Annotated in this window: 12 protein-coding genes and 1 rRNA gene; 3 read left to right on the top strand and 10 right to left on the bottom strand. The window is 47.5% G+C overall.

Annotated features, from left to right (window positions below):
* Window positions 1-84: 84 nt before the first annotated feature.
* Window positions 85-201, top strand: a 5S ribosomal RNA gene (rrf, locus tag GXP65_RS18970).
* A 367-nt stretch (window positions 202-568) separates the two neighbouring features.
* Here the strand turns inward: rrf and GXP65_RS18965 are convergent.
* From GXP65_RS18965 to GXP65_RS18920, 10 genes are all read right to left on the bottom strand, one after another.
* Window positions 569-1,558: a GGDEF domain-containing protein gene (locus GXP65_RS18965; RefSeq protein WP_045377146.1), complete on the bottom strand. Its 990-nt coding sequence runs from the start codon at window positions 1,556-1,558 to the stop codon at window positions 569-571.
* Between the two features lie 227 nt (window positions 1,559-1,785).
* Window positions 1,786-2,082: a DNA-binding transcriptional regulator Fis gene (fis, locus tag GXP65_RS18960; RefSeq protein ID WP_000462885.1), complete on the bottom strand. Its 297-nt coding sequence runs from the start codon at window positions 2,080-2,082 to the stop codon at window positions 1,786-1,788.
* Between the two features lie 23 nt (window positions 2,083-2,105).
* Window positions 2,106-3,074 (bottom strand): tRNA dihydrouridine synthase DusB, encoded by a 969-nt coding sequence (gene dusB / locus GXP65_RS18955; protein WP_162093482.1) that lies wholly within the window; start codon window positions 3,072-3,074, stop codon window positions 2,106-2,108.
* A gap of 139 nt (window positions 3,075-3,213) precedes the next feature.
* Window positions 3,214-4,101 (bottom strand): 50S ribosomal protein L11 methyltransferase, encoded by an 888-nt coding sequence (prmA, locus tag GXP65_RS18950; RefSeq protein ID WP_005428804.1) that lies wholly within the window; start codon window positions 4,099-4,101, stop codon window positions 3,214-3,216.
* A gap of 130 nt (window positions 4,102-4,231) precedes the next feature.
* On the bottom strand, window positions 4,232-5,575 hold the full coding sequence (gene accC / locus GXP65_RS18945; RefSeq protein WP_005440401.1) for an acetyl-CoA carboxylase biotin carboxylase subunit: 1,344 nt from the start codon (window positions 5,573-5,575) through the stop codon (window positions 4,232-4,234).
* 14 nt (window positions 5,576-5,589) lie between these two features.
* The gene (gene accB, locus GXP65_RS18940) at window positions 5,590-6,054 is read right to left on the bottom strand and encodes an acetyl-CoA carboxylase biotin carboxyl carrier protein (RefSeq protein WP_005530870.1); all 465 of its coding nucleotides are present in this window, start codon (window positions 6,052-6,054) and stop codon (window positions 5,590-5,592) included.
* Window positions 6,055-6,114: 60 nt separating this feature from the next.
* The gene (gene aroQ, locus GXP65_RS18935) at window positions 6,115-6,564 is read right to left on the bottom strand and encodes a type II 3-dehydroquinate dehydratase (RefSeq protein ID WP_005428757.1); all 450 of its coding nucleotides are present in this window, start codon (window positions 6,562-6,564) and stop codon (window positions 6,115-6,117) included.
* Window positions 6,565-6,871: 307 nt separating this feature from the next.
* The gene (gene acs, locus GXP65_RS18930; protein ID WP_162093481.1) at window positions 6,872-8,824 is read right to left on the bottom strand and encodes an acetate--CoA ligase; all 1,953 of its coding nucleotides are present in this window, start codon (window positions 8,822-8,824) and stop codon (window positions 6,872-6,874) included.
* A gap of 218 nt (window positions 8,825-9,042) precedes the next feature.
* Complete coding sequence (locus GXP65_RS18925) at window positions 9,043-9,675, bottom strand: 3'-5' exonuclease (protein WP_050919312.1); 633 nt, start codon at window positions 9,673-9,675, stop codon at window positions 9,043-9,045.
* 35 nt (window positions 9,676-9,710) lie between these two features.
* Window positions 9,711-11,537 carry a DUF294 nucleotidyltransferase-like domain-containing protein gene (locus GXP65_RS18920; RefSeq protein ID WP_162093480.1) on the bottom strand — a complete coding sequence of 609 codons (1,827 nt, stop codon included), beginning with the start codon at window positions 11,535-11,537 and terminating at the stop codon, window positions 9,711-9,713.
* Window positions 11,538-11,777: 240 nt separating this feature from the next.
* Here GXP65_RS18920 and GXP65_RS18915 point away from each other — a divergent pair, with 240 nt between their 5' ends.
* Both GXP65_RS18915 and GXP65_RS18910 read left to right on the top strand, forming a co-directional pair.
* Complete coding sequence (locus GXP65_RS18915; RefSeq protein WP_162093479.1) at window positions 11,778-12,968, top strand: 3-phenylpropionate MFS transporter; 1,191 nt, start codon at window positions 11,778-11,780, stop codon at window positions 12,966-12,968.
* Between the two features lie 143 nt (window positions 12,969-13,111).
* Window positions 13,112-16,543, top strand: a complete 3,432-nt coding sequence (locus GXP65_RS18910; RefSeq protein WP_162093478.1) for a PAS domain-containing hybrid sensor histidine kinase/response regulator — start codon at window positions 13,112-13,114, stop codon at window positions 16,541-16,543.
* The last annotated feature ends 19 nt before the right edge of the window (window positions 16,544-16,562 follow it).

Here is a 16,562-nt window from a genome sequence, read left to right as displayed (position 1 = left end):
CACCCAAGGGGTTTTGATGGACTCAAAGCAAGAACGAATTGAATGTGTAAGAACTAAAAACAGCTTTCCGAATTAAAGAATTTGCTTGGCGACCATAGCGATTTGGACCCACCTGACTTCCATTCCGAACTCAGAAGTGAAACGAATTAGCGCCGATGGTAGTGTGGGGCTTCCCCATGTGAGAGTAGGACATCGCCAGGCTTTAAATTTGAAGAAGCCCACTCGAAAGAGTGGGCTTTTTTGCATTTGGAGCAAAGTAAATTCATTCCAATGACAAGACCTTGTTAAAGGCGCTTCTAAACTTCTTTTACCATTGTTCACTATTCTTTCTTCCGCCTAAGTAACTGGCTGCGATGTAGTGCTAACGCACTACTTCTCCGCATCTCACCTTGCTCGACTCTGCAATAACTTATAGGCCTTTCTGAAGCTAACCCACAAACTGTATTAAGAAAGTATTCTTGGTTGTATAGAGTACGCTAGAAGGCCGTGTATAACAGTTTTTAAAGAGGGAAGGTGTATAGAGTGAAATGGGTATGGGGTTGATTAATTTGAAATAAGACAGAGAAAGTTAAGAAACCTTTTGGATTCTTAAGTTGGTAGAGTGCTGTAGTTTCACATCAGGAATACTACCATGGTGAAGCGTTACTTGGTTTCGCCCCGAGTGCTTTGAGTAATACATAGCTTTATCGGCGTTAACCATGAGCTCCGTAGTGCTAGATACTTGCTCATCATATTCTGCGACGCCAATGCTTACAGTTGTACTGATCTCAATACCATCAACTTTACATGGCGCATTTTGAATCGCCTCTCTTATTCTCTCTGCCACATCATAGGCTTGTATTGCACTAGTGTTAACTAAGATCACAGCAAACTCTTCTCCTCCTAAGCGACCAATAAAGTCACTACCGCGAATTGCTCGCTGGCAGATCTTGGCTACGTGATGGATCACTTGATCCCCAGAGAAGTGGCCGACTTGATCATTAATCTCTTTAAAGTGGTCGATATCGATCATTATGCAGGAGAGTGTTTGAGACGGTCGCAAATGTGAGCTCATAGCCTTATCTAGGCTGGTTAAGAATGCTCGTCGATTCAATACACCAGTTAGTTCATCGGTCTCTGAGAGCTCTTTCAAGCGCTTTTCAAGTAGGTGTGTTTTCGTAACGTCACGGACAGACCAAATTACCCAATTCTCGCCACTTTGTAGGCCTTCTACAGGCTTGATGATTGCTTCAAACCAGGTCTCTTCTGGATTGTCTAACGCCTCTAGTTCTTCTATTGGCATTAGTAGGTGATCTTGTAGTGCGATACTGTATTTGACGACTTTTGGCTCGTTAGAGTGGAGTACATCACCAATATAACCAAGCAACTCAGCGGCTTTGCTTGTCGACAAAACATCGTTCAACTTGAGGTTGGTATAGCTTTGCGCATTGAAGTACTTTGAATGATAAGTGCCACCGAAACTTTCGATATAGCGACCTTGTTCATTGAGGATAAAGACATGATCAGGGAGGGTATTCAAAATGGCATGGAGCCAATCTTCCCTTTCTTTGTAAATCACGAGGTTAGTTCCTTTATCCAATGTAAGTCTTTGATTATATCTGTTTATATTGAGTTCACAATCAATACCGATCACAGTTCAATGTATCAGATTTGACTAATGTTTACACAGAATATGATGAACGCAGAGCTGGATGGCTTAAAGATACCTGCAGATTCTTGAAGGCAATAAAAAAGGCTTAACCATTGCTGGCCAAGCCTTTTTTACAAAAATACTGTATGAACGTATTAGTTCATGCCGTATTTTTTAAGTTTCTTGCGAAGAGTACCGCGGTTGATACCCATCATAGTTGCTGCGCGAGTTTGGTTACCGCGAGTGTACTGCATGATGGTATCTAGTAGTGGCTGTTCAACTTCAGCTAGAACTAATTCGTATAGTTCTGTTACTTCCTGGCCGTTTAGTTGAGCTAGGTAGTTTTTAAGAGACGCTTTAACAGAGTCACGTAAAGGCTTTTGAGTAATCTGGTCTTGTGACGTTACTGTAGTTACTGTTAATGCTTCTGAAGTCAGATTTTGTTCGAACATATTCGGTCTAGCTCTTCTCTTAATTATGATGCAACGTTATCAAAATAACCCTCTAACGCCTCAAGTTGCAGCTCAGCTGCGTCGATAGCGTTGAAGGTACGGCGAAACTCACTCGCTTGCTCATGCTCTTTTAGATACCACCCAACGTGCTTGCGCGCGATACGTGGACCTAAGAACTCTCCATAGAAACCATGCAGAGCGTTAACATGACCAAGCATAATGGCTTTCACTTCCTCACTTGGAAGCTCATCCATTGTGGTGCCGTTTTCCAAATAGTGATGGATTTCCTGGAAAATCCAAGGACGACCTTGGGCAGGGCGTCCAATCATTAAAGCGTCTGCACCGGTGTACTCCAGTACAAACTTCGCTTTCTCCGGGCTATCGATATCACCGTTTGCGATAACCGGAATGGATATAGCTTGTTTAACCGCTTTAATGCTGTCGTATTCGGCCTCACCTTTGTACATACACGCTTTTGTTCTGCCATGCAGTGCAAGAGCCTGTATGCCGCAGTCTTCGGCTAATTTAGCGATGTGAACACCGTTTTTGTTTTCTGTGTTCCAGCCAGTACGGGTCTTTAACGTCACAGGAACGTCTACCGCGTCCACTACCGCAGTCAAAATCTCTTTGATGATGTCTGGGTATTGAAGCAGTGCAGAACCCGCCAGCTTCTTATTCACTTTCTTTGCTGGGCAGCCCATGTTGATGTCGATGATTTGCGCACCGTTTTCAACACTGAATTGAGCTGCATCGGCCATAAGCTGTGGATCGGAACCGGCAATCTGTACAGAGCGAATGCCCGATTCGCCTTCATGCACCATGCGCTGTTTCGACTTTGACGTTCCCCATAGCTTCGGGTTAGCAGACATCATTTCACTGACGGCCATTCCCGCACCATAGCGAAGACACAACTCGCGAAACGGTCTATCCGTTACACCAGCCATAGGGGCTACGATTAGATTGTTCTTAAGTTGATAATTTCCGATTTTCAAAACGTCATCACAGTTCTGTACCAGCAAGGGCGCGCATTTTACGCATTTTTTTACTGCGTGAAAAGACTAATATTTGAGCATTTACAAATTGTTTTTGTAATTTGTATGAAATTCAAACAATTAGCCCTGAAAACCTTGTCTAGCCTTGCTTACGACCAGAGATGCGACACCATTCACTTTGCTCTGCGATTGGGTCAATGTGAAGCTCGTCACGGTAATGGTTCGCTACATCTTCTGCTTGAGTATCTAAAACACCCGACATTGCAAGGTCGCCATTTGGCTTCACTAGGCTTTTAATGATTGGTGCTAGTTCACGAAGTGGACCTGCAAGAATGTTTGCAACCACAACGTCTGCAATTAGACCTTCAGGCTGGTTTTGAGGTAGGAACACTTCAAGTTGATCGGCTACGCCATTACGTTCAGCGTTGTCGCGAGATGCTTGCAGTGCTTGAGGATCAATGTCGATCCCGATAACTTTTTCTGCGCCTAGTTTGATCGCTGCGATCGCTAGGATGCCTGAACCACAGCCGAAGTCGATTACTGTCTTACCTGATAGATCGAGACCCTCTAGCCACTCAAGACAAAGTGCTGTCGTTGGGTGAGTACCTGTACCGAATGCAAGGCCCGGATCGAGCATTACGTTTACTGCGTCTGGCTCTGGAATTTCACGCCAGCTTGGGCAAATCCATAGACGTTCGCCGAACTTCATTGGGTGGAAGTTTTCCATCCACTCGCGTTCCCAGTCTTTGTCTTCTAGCTGTTCTACTTTGTAAGCAAAATCGTCCGCTAGCATGTTGCTTGCTTTGATTTGAGTGATGATGAAGTTTGTATCAGCTTCTGCATCGTACAGTGCCAGAATGTCAGTATCGCCCCATAAGCGAGTCTCGCCAGGTAGAGGTTCGAATACAGGCGTATCCTGCGCGTCTAGGAATGTTACAGACAGCGCACCAGTCTCTTCCATTAGCATGTCGCCGATTTGCTCAGCGTTTTCATTGGTCGCATTGAGTTTGATTTGAATCCAAGGCATTTGTTTTTGCTCTTAAAGTGAATGAAGTGGCGCAGAGTTTACCAGAACTCTACGATTTGTTTGAGTATAGACTTTATACAAAACAAAAATGCCCACAGATGTGGGCATTTATTATGAGGTTAGCGAAGGCTTATTGTAGGCCTAGCTTCTTCTCTAGGTAGTGAATGTTTGCACCACCGTGCTGGAAGTTCTCATCATTCATGATTGACTCTTGTAGAGTAACGTTAGTCTTGATGCCTTCAATGATCATCTCGCCTAGTGCGTTCTTCATACGTGCAATCGCTACATCACGGTTCTCACCGTAAGTGATCAGTTTACCAATCATCGAATCGTAATGAGGTGGTACTGTGTAGCCTGTGTAAATGTGAGATTCCCAACGAACACCCATACCGCCTGGCGCGTGGAAGCGTTCAATCTTACCCGGTGAAGGTAGGAAACGCTCTGGGTCTTCTGCGTTGATACGACACTCAATCGCATGGCCGCGGATCTTGATGTCATCCTGAGTGAATGACAATGGCTGACCTGCTGCTACGCGTAGCTGTTCTTTAATTAGGTCAACGCCGGTAACCATTTCTGTTACTGGGTGCTCAACCTGAATACGAGTGTTCATTTCGATGAAGTAGAATTCACCGTTCTCGTATAGGAATTCGAACGTACCTGCGCCGCGGTAACCGATTTCTAGACATGCACGAGTACAACGTTCACCGATGTACTTACGCATCTCTTCTGTGATACCTGGTGCTGGTGCTTCTTCAACAACCTTCTGGTGACGACGCTGCATAGAACAGTCACGTTCACCTAGGTGGATAGCACCGCCTTGGCCATCAGCAATCACTTGTACTTCAACGTGACGAGGGTTTTCTAGGAATTTCTCCATGTAAACCATGTCGTTGTTGAACGCCGCTTTTGCTTCTGCACGCGTCATAGCGATAGCTTGAACAAGTTCCGCTTCAGAACGTACAACACGCATACCACGACCACCGCCGCCACCAGAGGCTTTGATGATTACTGGGTAGCCGATACGCTTAGCGTGAGCTTTGTTTTTGTCTTCGTCGTTATCTAGTGGACCGTCAGAACCTGGTACACAAGGAACGCCTGCTTTTTTCATTGCGTTGATTGCTGACACTTTGTCACCCATCATGCGGATGGTGTCTGCTTTAGGACCAACGAAGATGAAACCGCTGCGCTCTACTTGCTCAGCAAAGTCTGCGTTCTCAGATAGGAAGCCGTAACCCGGGTGAATCGCAATTGCACCCGTCACTTCTGCTGCAGAAATGATACGAGGGATGTTTAGGTAGCTGTCGATACCACGAGCAGGACCGATACATACGGTTTCGTCTGCAAGTAGTACGTGCTTAAGATCGCGGTCAGCTGTTGAGTGCACTGCCACAGTCTTAATGCCTAATTCTTTACAAGCGCGAAGGATACGAAGTGCAATTTCACCTCGGTTCGCGATGACTACTTTATCTAGCATAAGGCAAGCCCCGCTTATTCGATTACAACTAGTGGTTGGTCGAATTCAACTGGCTGGCCGTCTTCAACTAGGATTGCAGTTACAACACCTGATTTGTCCGCTTCGATTTGGTTCATCATTTTCATTGCTTCAACGATACATAGTGTGTCGCCAGCATTTACGCTCTGACCAACTTCAACGAATGATTTCGCGTCTGGACTTGGAGAGCGGTAGAAAGTACCAACCATTGGAGAAAGAACTTGGTGACCTGCAGGAACTGCTGCTGGTGCTTCTGCTGCCATTGCTGGTGCGTCTGCTACTGGAGCTGCTGCCACTGGCGCAGGTGCTGCTACTGGAGCTGCTGCGTAATGAACTGGTGCTGGAGCTGCAGGACCACTACGGCTGATGCGTACTGACTCTTCACCTTCAGAGATTTCTAGCTCAGCAATGCCAGATTCTTCAACTAACTCGATTAGCTTCTTGATTTTACGAATATCCATCTTTTCTTTCTCTTTTATCTTGTGATTAAGACAACCCCAAAGGGCTGCAGAGTGTTTGGTTTACTTTGCCTGCAATTTCGCGATTGCTGCAGACAGAGCGAATTCATAACCTTGTGCACCTAAGCCACAAATCACCCCTTCTGCTTTATCAGACAGGTAAGAGTGATGACGGAACGGCTCACGAGCATGAACGTTCGATAGGTGCACTTCGATAAATGGGATGGCTACGCCAAGTAATGCATCACGCAGCGCGACACTGGTATGAGTGAAAGCCGCTGGGTTGATGATAATGAAGTCCACTTTGCCGTATGCAGCGTGGATAGCTTCAATCAGTTCGTACTCACGATTCGATTGCAGGTGTTCAAGTTCCACCCCAGAGTTGTGAGCTTGTTCAGTCAATGCGTCAACAATCTGTGCTAGGGTGTTGTTACCGTAATGTGTCGGTTCACGCAGACCTAATAGATTAAGATTTGGTCCGTTTAGAACTAGAATCCGTGACTTTGCAGACATTATGTTGCTATCTTCCTTTATCGTGAGTGGAACGTTTATATTCCCAAATATACGATACTTCAGCACGATTTTTTTGTTAAAACCGAGCAAATTTTAAAAAATCGACCAAGATTATAGCTAATTCACAGCAATTAGCAGCAATTTACTGGTCTAATCTCCCAATAGCCCCCGTCGTTTCTGTAACCAAGTTAACAAAAACAACATAATTGCCATGTGCTTTTTGTGGTTTATTTTGCGTCCACGCACAAAAAAGCCACCATATGCAATGGTGGCTTTTAGGGCTAGCGTTTAAAACAGGGGCTGGGTGTTATGCCAGTTCTGCCTTCTCTGCAATTAGCTTGTCTACAACACTTGGATCGGCCAGTGTCGAAGTATCACCTAGGTTGCTGGTATCACCCGTTGCAATCTTACGTAGGATGCGGCGCATGATCTTACCAGAGCGAGTTTTCGGTAGAGAGTCTGTCCAGTGCAGTACGTCTGGTGTCGCGATTGGACCAATCTCTTTACGTACCCAGTCTTTCACTTCTTTGTGCAGCTCAGCTGATGGGAATTCACCATCATTCAACGTGACGTATGCGTAAATTGCCTGACCTTTGATGTCATGAGGGATACCGACAATCGCCGCTTCCGCAATTTTATCGTGTGCAACCAGCGCTGACTCAATCTCTGCGGTACCCATTCGGTGACCTGAGACGTTCAATACGTCATCTACACGACCTGTAATCCAGTAATAGCCATCTTCGTCACGACGAGCACCATCACTGGTGAAGTACATGCCTTTGAAGGTAGAGAAGTAGGTTTGCTCAAAGCGCTCATGGTCGCCGTAAACGGTACGCATCTGACCTGGCCATGAATCAAGGATCACCAAGTTACCCTCTGCAGCGGTTTCTTCGATGATGTTACCCATGTTGTCCACTAGCGCTGGTTGTACACCGAAGAATGGGCGAGTTGCAGAGCCTGGTTTTAGATCGGTTGCACCTGGCAGTGGCGCAATCAAGATACCGCCTGTTTCTGTTTGCCACCAAGTATCCACGATCGGTGAGTTTTCATTACCGATGGTCTTGTAGTACCACTCCCATGCTTCAGGGTTGATAGGTTCACCTACTGAGCCCATTACACGCAAACTTGAACGAGATGTTCCGGCTACCGCTTCGTTACCTTTCGCCATTAGGGCGCGAATCGCTGTTGGTGCAGTGTAGAGAATGTTTACTTGATGCTTATCAACCACTTCACTCATGCGAGCCGTGCTTGGGTAGTTTGGTACACCTTCGAACAGAATGGTTTTCGCACCGTTCGCCAGTGGACCGTAAATTAAGTAAGTGTGACCCGTAATCCAACCCACATCCGCCGTACACCAGAACGTTTCACCTTCTTGGTAATCGAACACGTATTTGAAGGTCATGGTTGCGTACACTAGGTAACCACCTGTGGTGTGCAGCACGCCTTTTGGCTTACCTGTTGAGCCTGAAGTGTAAAGAATGAATAAAGGGTCTTCCGCTTTCATCTCTTCTGGTGGGCACATATCAGAAACGACAGCCGTTGCTTCGTGCCACCAAACGTCACGGTGCTCGTGCCAATCAATGTCACCGCCCGTACGTTTTAGAACGACAACTTTGTCGATGGTTTTTACTTCTGGGTTTGTCAGTGCTTCATCAACGTTTTTCTTCAGTGGTACTGCGCGACCACCACGAACGCCTTCGTCAGCAGTGATAACGATTTTCGCATCTGAGTCGATGATACGACCGGACAGTGCTTCTGGCGAGAAACCACCAAATACCACGGTATGAACCGCACCAATACGCGTACATGCCAGCATTGCGATAGCCGCTTCTGGCACCATTGGCATGTAAAGACAAACCACGTCGCCTTTGTGCACGCCTTGCTCTTTTAGTGCGTTAGAGAACTTACACACTTCTTTGTGCAGTTCATTGAATGTGAGGGTTTTGTCGTCGGCAGGATCATCGCCTTCCCAGATGATCGCGACTTCATCGCCACGCTCGGCAAGGTGACGGTCAATACAGTTTGCAGATACGTTCAGCGTGCCGTCTTCGAACCAGCGAATGTCGACGTGACCAGTATCGAAAGAGGTGTTTTTAACTTGAGTGAATGGCTTAATCCAATCGACAACTTTACCGTGTTCGCTCCAGAAGCCTTCAGGGTCGCTTACCGACTGCTGATACATGGCTAGGTAAGTGTCATTATCCGCATGCGTATGGTTTTTAATATTTTCTTTTACCGGATAAACGTGGGCTTCGCTCATGGCTTCTCTCCTTGTGCCTTTAATTCTCGACCTTCGTCTTTTGTAGGGCTGTTTCCGTTCTTTAGTCTGTGATTCATCAAGAACGTTGCTGTGCATATAACTGTCAGTCACAGCGCGTATTTCCACAATTAGACTTTAGGATGAGAGTGAGGAATGCGCCGCGATATTACTGAATTTAAAGCGAATGTGGGACGTGGATCGAAAGCTGAGTATTGAACCTATTGGGTATAAGGCACGCTCAGGTTTGGTAAATCGCCTTTGGTTAGACGCACATACACCAAAGCCGCGGATTTTGCGTCTTGCAGGGCATCGTGTTTGTCTTGAATCGGTAGCTCGAGATGCTTACAAATTGCATCAAGACTTAAGTCGAAGTAGGCGTTAGGCAAATGACGTTCGAGCTTGTCGTGATAAATCTGGCTCACTTCGATAAGCGGGTTAGGGAGTGGGAAGCCTAAATGCCTCAGACAAGCGAGGTCGAGGATCTTTTTGTCATAGCGAATGTGGTAGCCAACCAAAGGGCGATTACCGATAAAGTCGAGTAACTTGATGAGCGCTTCTTTTTCGCTGATACCATCCACCAAATCTTGGTGGCGGATATGGTGAATTTTTACCGAGCCTGAATCGAGTGATTGTGGGGCGCGCAGTCGAACTTCGAACGGTTTGCTGGTGATGATGCGATTGTCGATGATTTTTGTCGCAGCGATGGTGACCAGCTCGGCACGGTTGGGATCCAAGCTGGTGGTTTCGCAATCGAGAGAGACAAACTCGCCTTTTTGCGGCGAACAAAACAGTGGCCGATAAGGTGAGCCTTTCAGCTTGTAATGCCAGTATTTCCTTTGTAGCCAATTCATCCCTGTTACCTCTCGTCTTATTTGCCTAAAAGACTCTAATCACGGATTTGATAATGGAAGCCCAAGAACTGCTTAAATTTCTTCACCACGTGTAAGCTGTGGCGTAGCAAGTCTCGTTCTGTCCTGTCTAACTGTTTGATGTCGATGTTGTTCAGTGCTTTTTGCTTACTCAATTGCTGGTTCAAGCGGATCTTGAAGAACAGCTTCAGTGCCTCATTGAGGTTATCGGCGGTTTCCGGCTCTAAGATGCGTTTGTTTCTCAGTGCTTCGATACGCTTGAAGGTGTTCTTCTCTTCAATCGCGTATTCCAATGCCAAAGTGCGAATACCATGCACGATTGGGAAGATGCCGCCGCGCTTAATATCCAGCCCGTCCTTGGCACTTTTTACGTTACCAAACAGAGTAAGAGGCACGGAAAATTGCAGTGCAGGGCGAGTGAAATCGGACAGAATCAACATGCGATCTTCCATGCTGTCTCTGAGGTGTTCGGCGATCGGCGTGAGCAGCTCTCGGTTGCCTGCGACCGCATGAGCGTCGCTGAAGATGGCTAAATCCATGATTTGTTCTGGCTGTGCTTTGGCAATCCAACCATCGAGCGTTTTAATCCAGTCTTGCTGTGTTCGAACCCACTTCGGATTGTTAACCATGACTTTGCCTGGGCAGAGTGGATAGCCCAGTTGCTGCAAGGTGTGGGTGAGGGTTTGCATCACTTCGGCGCAATGTTCCCATTCCAGCCCATCTTGGATGATCAGTGCGTTATCTTGATCGGTTTTGAGGATTTGCTCTCCGCGACCTTCCGAGCCCTGCACAATCAGACAACAGTGATCGTGCAGGGCTGGTGGCACCACAAGCTCAAACGCTTTTTCGATGATTTGCTCGTTCACGGCAGATATCAGCTCCATGATGAAGCGAGTGCGGATGCCGTTGGTCAGTAAGCTGTCCACCAACTGACGCTGTCGATTGGAAGCAAGAGCTAACTCTTCCACGCTGGTTGCTCGCGCTATACTGAGTGTCAGTACGTGTGAGTGAGTGGAAAACGCGCTGAGGATTTGTGTCATATCCAACATGCCGACCGCTTGATTGCCTTCACACACCATTAGACGCTTCATGCGATTGCGCGTCATGGTGATCATGGCGTTAAACAAGAAGTCACCATCATCGACGTGATAAACAGGGAAGGTCGCAATCTTACTCACTGGCGTATCGAGTAGGTGGTCGTCAAGCATCACGGCGTGGAGCATATTGGTTCGCGTCACTATCGCGTAGGGATGCGCCGATGGATATTGCTCTAGGCGTGGGTCATCTTGGTTGAGCTGAACCAAAGCGGCATCAATGCCATTGTCTTTAAGTGTTTTAGTGACCTGATTAATTGGCATATCGGACGCCAATAGCATTGGTGGATGATAGATACTGCTATCGACTTTAGTCAGAATGAATTCCGCGAGGTTTTGCTGCTGTTGAGCCGCTTCAATGAGGGCTTGGCGTTTGGATAAGTTGTTATCGAAGTAGGCAGCGAACTGTCCGTTCTCGTTATACAGCTCAAGAAACACGTCCTTGGGCAGCAAGTACGACAGGGTATCCTCCAGTGCCACATACTGATGGCGGACACTTTCTTCAAACAAAGAGCGCACATCAAACATGTCGTCATTAGCGTAGTGAGCAAACACTTCGTCTTGATCTTTGGAGCGCTCTTCCACTGCGCCTTTAATTAGCACGTGTAGGTGAGGGTTGTTTTGCCCACAAGCTAAGATGACATCTCGCGTTCGGTAGTACGCCACATCAAGAGACGAGCGCAGTCGATTTTGCTGTGCGTCAGTCAGGCGGTCGAACGGTGGAGATTGCATGTTAAATTTGTCAGGCATGAGGGCACCTAAACTTGGTGGGAACACATTCCAAGTCTGACAAATTTCCCTGCCGAAGCCAGACGACTTTGGTCTAAATCGTCACAATCTAATTTTGCATTTCGAGATCCTGTGCCATTGAGGAAACGGTAAGTTGCCGATTCTTCCCTTTTTCTATTACGCATTGCGATCCATAATTCCGCGTCCCAAACGTTTACGTGTCGGAAGTCGTTAGTTTTTTCGTTTTTTAGGATGTCAGTGATGTTGAAACCCTCTCCGTATGGCTGGATTTCCCAGTACTTTCTCGGATTCTTTTTTGCGTATGGCGTGTATCTGCCATTTTGGTCGTTGTGGTTTAAAGATCAGGGTGTTTCTCCGACAGATATTGGTCTGTTGGTTGGTTTGGGCTTAGCGACGCGCTGTGTGGCGAACATGGTACTTACGCCACGTTTGCATAAGGTTGAGCACATTATGCCAGCGCTACGCTGGTTAAGTTTTGCTGCCCTCATTTTTGTTGGTTTCCACTTTTTCACTGGCGGTAATTTCTGGTTAATGGCGCTTGCCACCGTCTTGTTTAACTTGTGTTGTGGTCCTGTCGTGCCTCTGTCTGATGCTATGGCGAACTACTACGCTCGTTTGAAGATGCTCGATTACGGTCGTACCCGTTTGTGGGGCTCGGTTGCCTTTATTGCTGGCTCGACAGTGGTGGGTTACTTGGTGGCAGAGTTTGGCTCGGACATGATTTTGTACACGGCAATGGTCGGTGTGTTTATCTCGTTCTTGTTTGCGATGCGTAACACCAATCCAATGCCGGTGACGCGTGGTGGTCAACATTCTGAGCGTCCAAAACTCTCAGCATTGCTGACGGACAAGCCAGTCGTGAAGTTCCTGGTGCTGATGGCGTTAATCCAAGGCAGCCATGCGGCATACTACGGTTTTAGTGCGATTCACTGGAAAGCGACTGGTCACTCAGAAGACGTGATTGGTTACTTGTGGAGCCTAGGTGTGGCAGCTGAAGTTGCTGTGTTTGCTTTGAGTAAGCGTCTATTCGCTGGCTGGTCTCTGCGCACTCTGTTTGTCGTGGCGGCTGGTGGTGTGATGCTACGCTGGGGAATGACAGCTGCAACAACCTCTATTTTGGCGCTGGTAGTGGTGCAAATGCTTCACGGCGTGACGTTTGCAATGGCGCACATTGCTGCGATTCAATACATCCAAAACTCAGCAGAGAACAAGATGGTGGCATTACAGGCATTGTACAACGCGATTCCACTGGGTGCGTTTATCGCGCTGATGACGGTGATCAGTGGCTGGGGTTACGAGCACTGGGGCGCAAATATCTTCTGGTTGATGGCGGCGATGGGTTTTGTCGCGTTGTTCATCAAAGTTGAGCCTCAAAATGATGAAAGCAACGTGGTTGACCTCTCAGCTAATGCCTCCGAAGCACAGAATTAAGCTTCTGTGACAGAGATTAAAAACTAACCTTTGTCTCGGTTGTGAAAGCAGTGTTAAATGAAACCTCTCCCTTATGGAGAGGTTTTTTTATTCCTTGCTTTAAAAACAGCAAGAAAGGCAAGAAAAGTAAGAAAGGATATCGGATGCAAGGATGGCTAGTGATTCCCGTTTCTTTGGCGTATTTGGGAATCCTGTTTTTAATCGCTTGGTACGGTGACAAACAAAAGAGATGGTTAGCGCGTTGGCGACCATGGATCTACAGTTTGTCGATTGCAGTGTACTGTACATCGTGGACCTTTTACGGCACGGTCGGACAGGCGAGCAACAACCCTTGGTCCTTCTTACCCATCTATATTGCACCGATCATCGTGTTTACCATCGGTTGGCGCGTGCTCGCTCGGCTGATCTTGATTGCCAAGCGCGAGCACATCACCTCCATTGCCGATTTCATTGCCGCCCGCTATGGCAAATCACAAGGTTTGGCGGTGGTTGTCACTTTAATCGCCGTGGCAGGCATTCTTCCATATATCGCTTTGCAATTGCGTGGCATCACCATGGGGTTGGAGATCATCGCGCCAGATTTAGCATCTGATCTCAGTTATCAAAACTACAGCGTGTCTTGGTTTGTGGTCGGAGCGATGGCGATCTTCACCATGCTGTTTGGTACGCGTCATATCGATAACACTGAACATCACCGCGGCATGATGATGGCAATTGCGTTTGAATCAGTACTCAAGCTGGTGGCGTTTTTAGTGGTGGGCGTGTTTATTGTTTGGCTTGCGATGGATACCGAGAGCTTCCATCTCGCCGATATTGCCGCTGAAACCTATGAATCACCCAATATTCCGACTTTGTTGATTCATACCATTCTGACTATGCTGGCGATTGTCTGTTTGCCACGTCAGTTCCACACCATGGTGGTCGAGAATGAACGCGCGCAAGACTTGCACGTTGCGCGTTGGTTGTTCCCACTGTACCTGATTCTGATGGGCATTTTCGTCCTGCCAATCGCGTGGGTAGGGCAAAGCCTATTGAGTGGCAGCCCTGCCGATACGTACGTGATCAGTGTGCCGATGGCGGTGGGCGCGAATGACATCGCCTTGCTGGCATTTTTGGGCGGTACTTCCGCGGCAAGCGGCATGGTTATCGTCTCGACCATTGCCTTAGCGATCATGGTATCGAACGATTTGGTGATGCCGCTGATTCTACGTCGGATGAAGTTATCAAAGCGTAATCATCACCATTTTTCTACGCTGTTATTACGTATACGTCGCGGACTTATTCTACTTCTTTTGATTGGTGCATGGGGCTTTTATCAGGCTTTAGATAGTATCCACTCACTCTCTGCGATAGGTTTTCTCTCGTTTGCTGCGATTACCCAGTTCGCCCCGTCTCTGCTTGGCGGTATGTACTGGCGTCAGGGCAACAAGAAAGGCGTGTATGTTGGTTTGCTGGTGGGTTTCACCATTTGGTTGATTACTTTGATGAGCCAAACCGACATGCTGGCGGGCGATGCAACCAACAACTTGCTGATTTGGCTGATCACGCCACCAGATTTATTGGCAGGCTTTGATATTGCCGTTTCTGACTGGGGTATGATCCTCAGCGTGGTGGCGAATGCTGCCTGTTTTGTTGCGGTATCGCTAGCTACGCGCCCAAGCATAAGTGAACGTTTACAATCGGCTTCATTCGTTGGTACGCCGTTGCCTGAAAGTGAAAACATCAGCTTGTATCAGAGCCGTGTCACGGTCAGTGAGCTGGAGATGTTAGCGTCACGATTTGTCGGCCGCACGCGAGTGAAATCTGCCTTCCAAACCTATTGGAGTCAGCAACGCGAAGAGCTGCTTCCCAATCAACAAGCCCCCTCTACCTTAATTCGACACACCGAACGTGTACTTGCAGGTGTGTTTGGTGCTTCTTCAGCTAAGTTAGTACTTACTTCTGCTTTGCAAGGCAGAAACATGCAGCTTGAGGAAGTGGCGACCATCGTTGATGAAGCCTCAGAACTGTACGATTTCAGCCGTGGCTTGCTGCAAGGTGCGATTGAACACATTGGGCAAGGTATCGCAGTGGTCGACAAGCAACTAAGGCTGGTGGCGTGGAACCAACGTTATCTGGAGTTATTTGTTTTCCCGCCGGGATTGATTCAGGTCGGGCGTCCGATTGCAGATGTGATTCGTCATAATGCTGAGCAAGGTTTATGTGGTCCGGGTGACCCTGAAGATCACGTTCGTCGCCGTGTTTATCACCTTGAACAAGGCACGAGACATACCTCTTCCCGTGTGCGTCCAGATGGTCGCGTAATTGAAGTGCAAGGCAACCCAATGCCTGGTGGTGGTTTCGTTATGAGCTTTACCGATATCACCGTGTTCCGCGATGCAGAGCAAGCTCTGAAAGACGCTAATGAGACACTAGAAGAACGCGTTCGTGCTCGTACTCGTGAGTTGGAACAACTGAACAAACAACTAGTGGCAGCGACGCAACGTTCTGAACATGAGTCGCAGTCTAAGTCGCGCTTCTTAGCCGCGGTGAGTCATGACTTGATGCAGCCGCTGAATGCCGCACGACTGTTTGCTTCTTCGTTGTCGGAAGTGGCCAAAGACAGTGAAACCCAAAAGCTATCGACCCACATTGAGAGTGCGTTGGGGGCGGCGGAAGATTTGATTGGTGACTTGCTGGATATTTCACGTTTGGAATCGGGCAAGTTGGACGTCAATGTGCATGGCTTTGCAGTCAATGATGTATTAGCTAACTTGAATGCTGAATTCAGCGCACTAGCGAAACAACAAGGCATTGAGTTCACCATGATCCCATCGTCTTTGATGGTGAAATCCGACCCGAAATTGCTGCGCCGCGTGGTACAGAACTTCCTTACCAATGCATTCCGTTATAGCCCGAGTGGTAAAGTAGCGCTTGGTGTGCGTCGCGTACAAGGGCGAGTGCGTATTGATGTATGGGACAACGGCATGGGTATCGAAGAAGAGAAGCAACAAGAGATCTTCGAAGAGTTTAATCGTGGTACTCAAGTTCGTTCTGACCAAGGTTTAGGGTTAGGTTTGGCTATTTCGAAAGGGATTGCCCAAGTGCTAGGGCATGAAATCTCGATGCGTTCTTGGTTTGGTCAAGGCAGCGTGTTCTCGATTACCTTAGATAAGGCAGAGAAGGTGCACATTCCGGCAGTCAAAGCAGTGAAGAGTGCACAATCTGACTTGAGCCATATTCGTGTGCTGTGTGTCGATAATGAGCCGGATATTCTGGTCGGAATGGAAAATTTACTCTCACGCTGGGGCTGTGATATTCGCATTGCGACCGACATCGTTGAGAGTCTGAAAGCGATCGAAGACGATTGGTTGCCGGATGTGATTTTCTCCGATTATCGTTTAGACAATGGTAGAACAGGATTGGAAGTGTTGCAGCAATGCCGCTTGCGTCTGGGTAATCGCTTTGAAGGGGTGATCATCAGTGCCGATCGAACCGATGACATGATGGAAGGCATTAAAGCCAATGGGTTCAGTTTTATCGCCAAACCGGTGAAACCTTTGAAATTACGTTCGGTACTCAATCGAGTCGCCTAGAAAAAAAAGACCTCCGATT

Origin of the sequence: Vibrio sp. LB10LO1, from assembly GCF_010092875.1 — a bacterium.
GTDB lineage: Bacteria > Pseudomonadota > Gammaproteobacteria > Enterobacterales > Vibrionaceae > Vibrio > Vibrio campbellii.
This window is presented reverse-complemented; position numbering and strand designations above follow the sequence as displayed.

Coding starts and splice junctions, on each gene's coding strand:
- accB (WP_005530870.1), bottom strand. CDS start 6,054: ATGGATATTCGTAAAATCAAGAAGCTAATCGAGTTAGTTGAAGAATCT.
- fis (WP_000462885.1), bottom strand. CDS start 2,082: ATGTTCGAACAAAATCTGACTTCAGAAGCATTAACAGTAACTACAGTA.
- GXP65_RS18925 (WP_050919312.1), bottom strand. CDS start 9,675: ATGAATTGGCTACAAAGGAAATACTGGCATTACAAGCTGAAAGGCTCA.
- prmA (WP_005428804.1), bottom strand. CDS start 4,101: ATGCCTTGGATTCAAATCAAACTCAATGCGACCAATGAAAACGCTGAG.
- GXP65_RS18910 (WP_162093478.1), top strand. CDS start 13,112: ATGCAAGGATGGCTAGTGATTCCCGTTTCTTTGGCGTATTTGGGAATC.
- GXP65_RS18915 (WP_162093479.1), top strand. CDS start 11,778: ATGTTGAAACCCTCTCCGTATGGCTGGATTTCCCAGTACTTTCTCGGA.
- acs (WP_162093481.1), bottom strand. CDS start 8,824: ATGAGCGAAGCCCACGTTTATCCGGTAAAAGAAAATATTAAAAACCAT.
- aroQ (WP_005428757.1), bottom strand. CDS start 6,564: ATGTCTGCAAAGTCACGGATTCTAGTTCTAAACGGACCAAATCTTAAT.
- accC (WP_005440401.1), bottom strand. CDS start 5,575: ATGCTAGATAAAGTAGTCATCGCGAACCGAGGTGAAATTGCACTTCGT.
- GXP65_RS18920 (WP_162093480.1), bottom strand. CDS start 11,537: ATGCCTGACAAATTTAACATGCAATCTCCACCGTTCGACCGCCTGACT.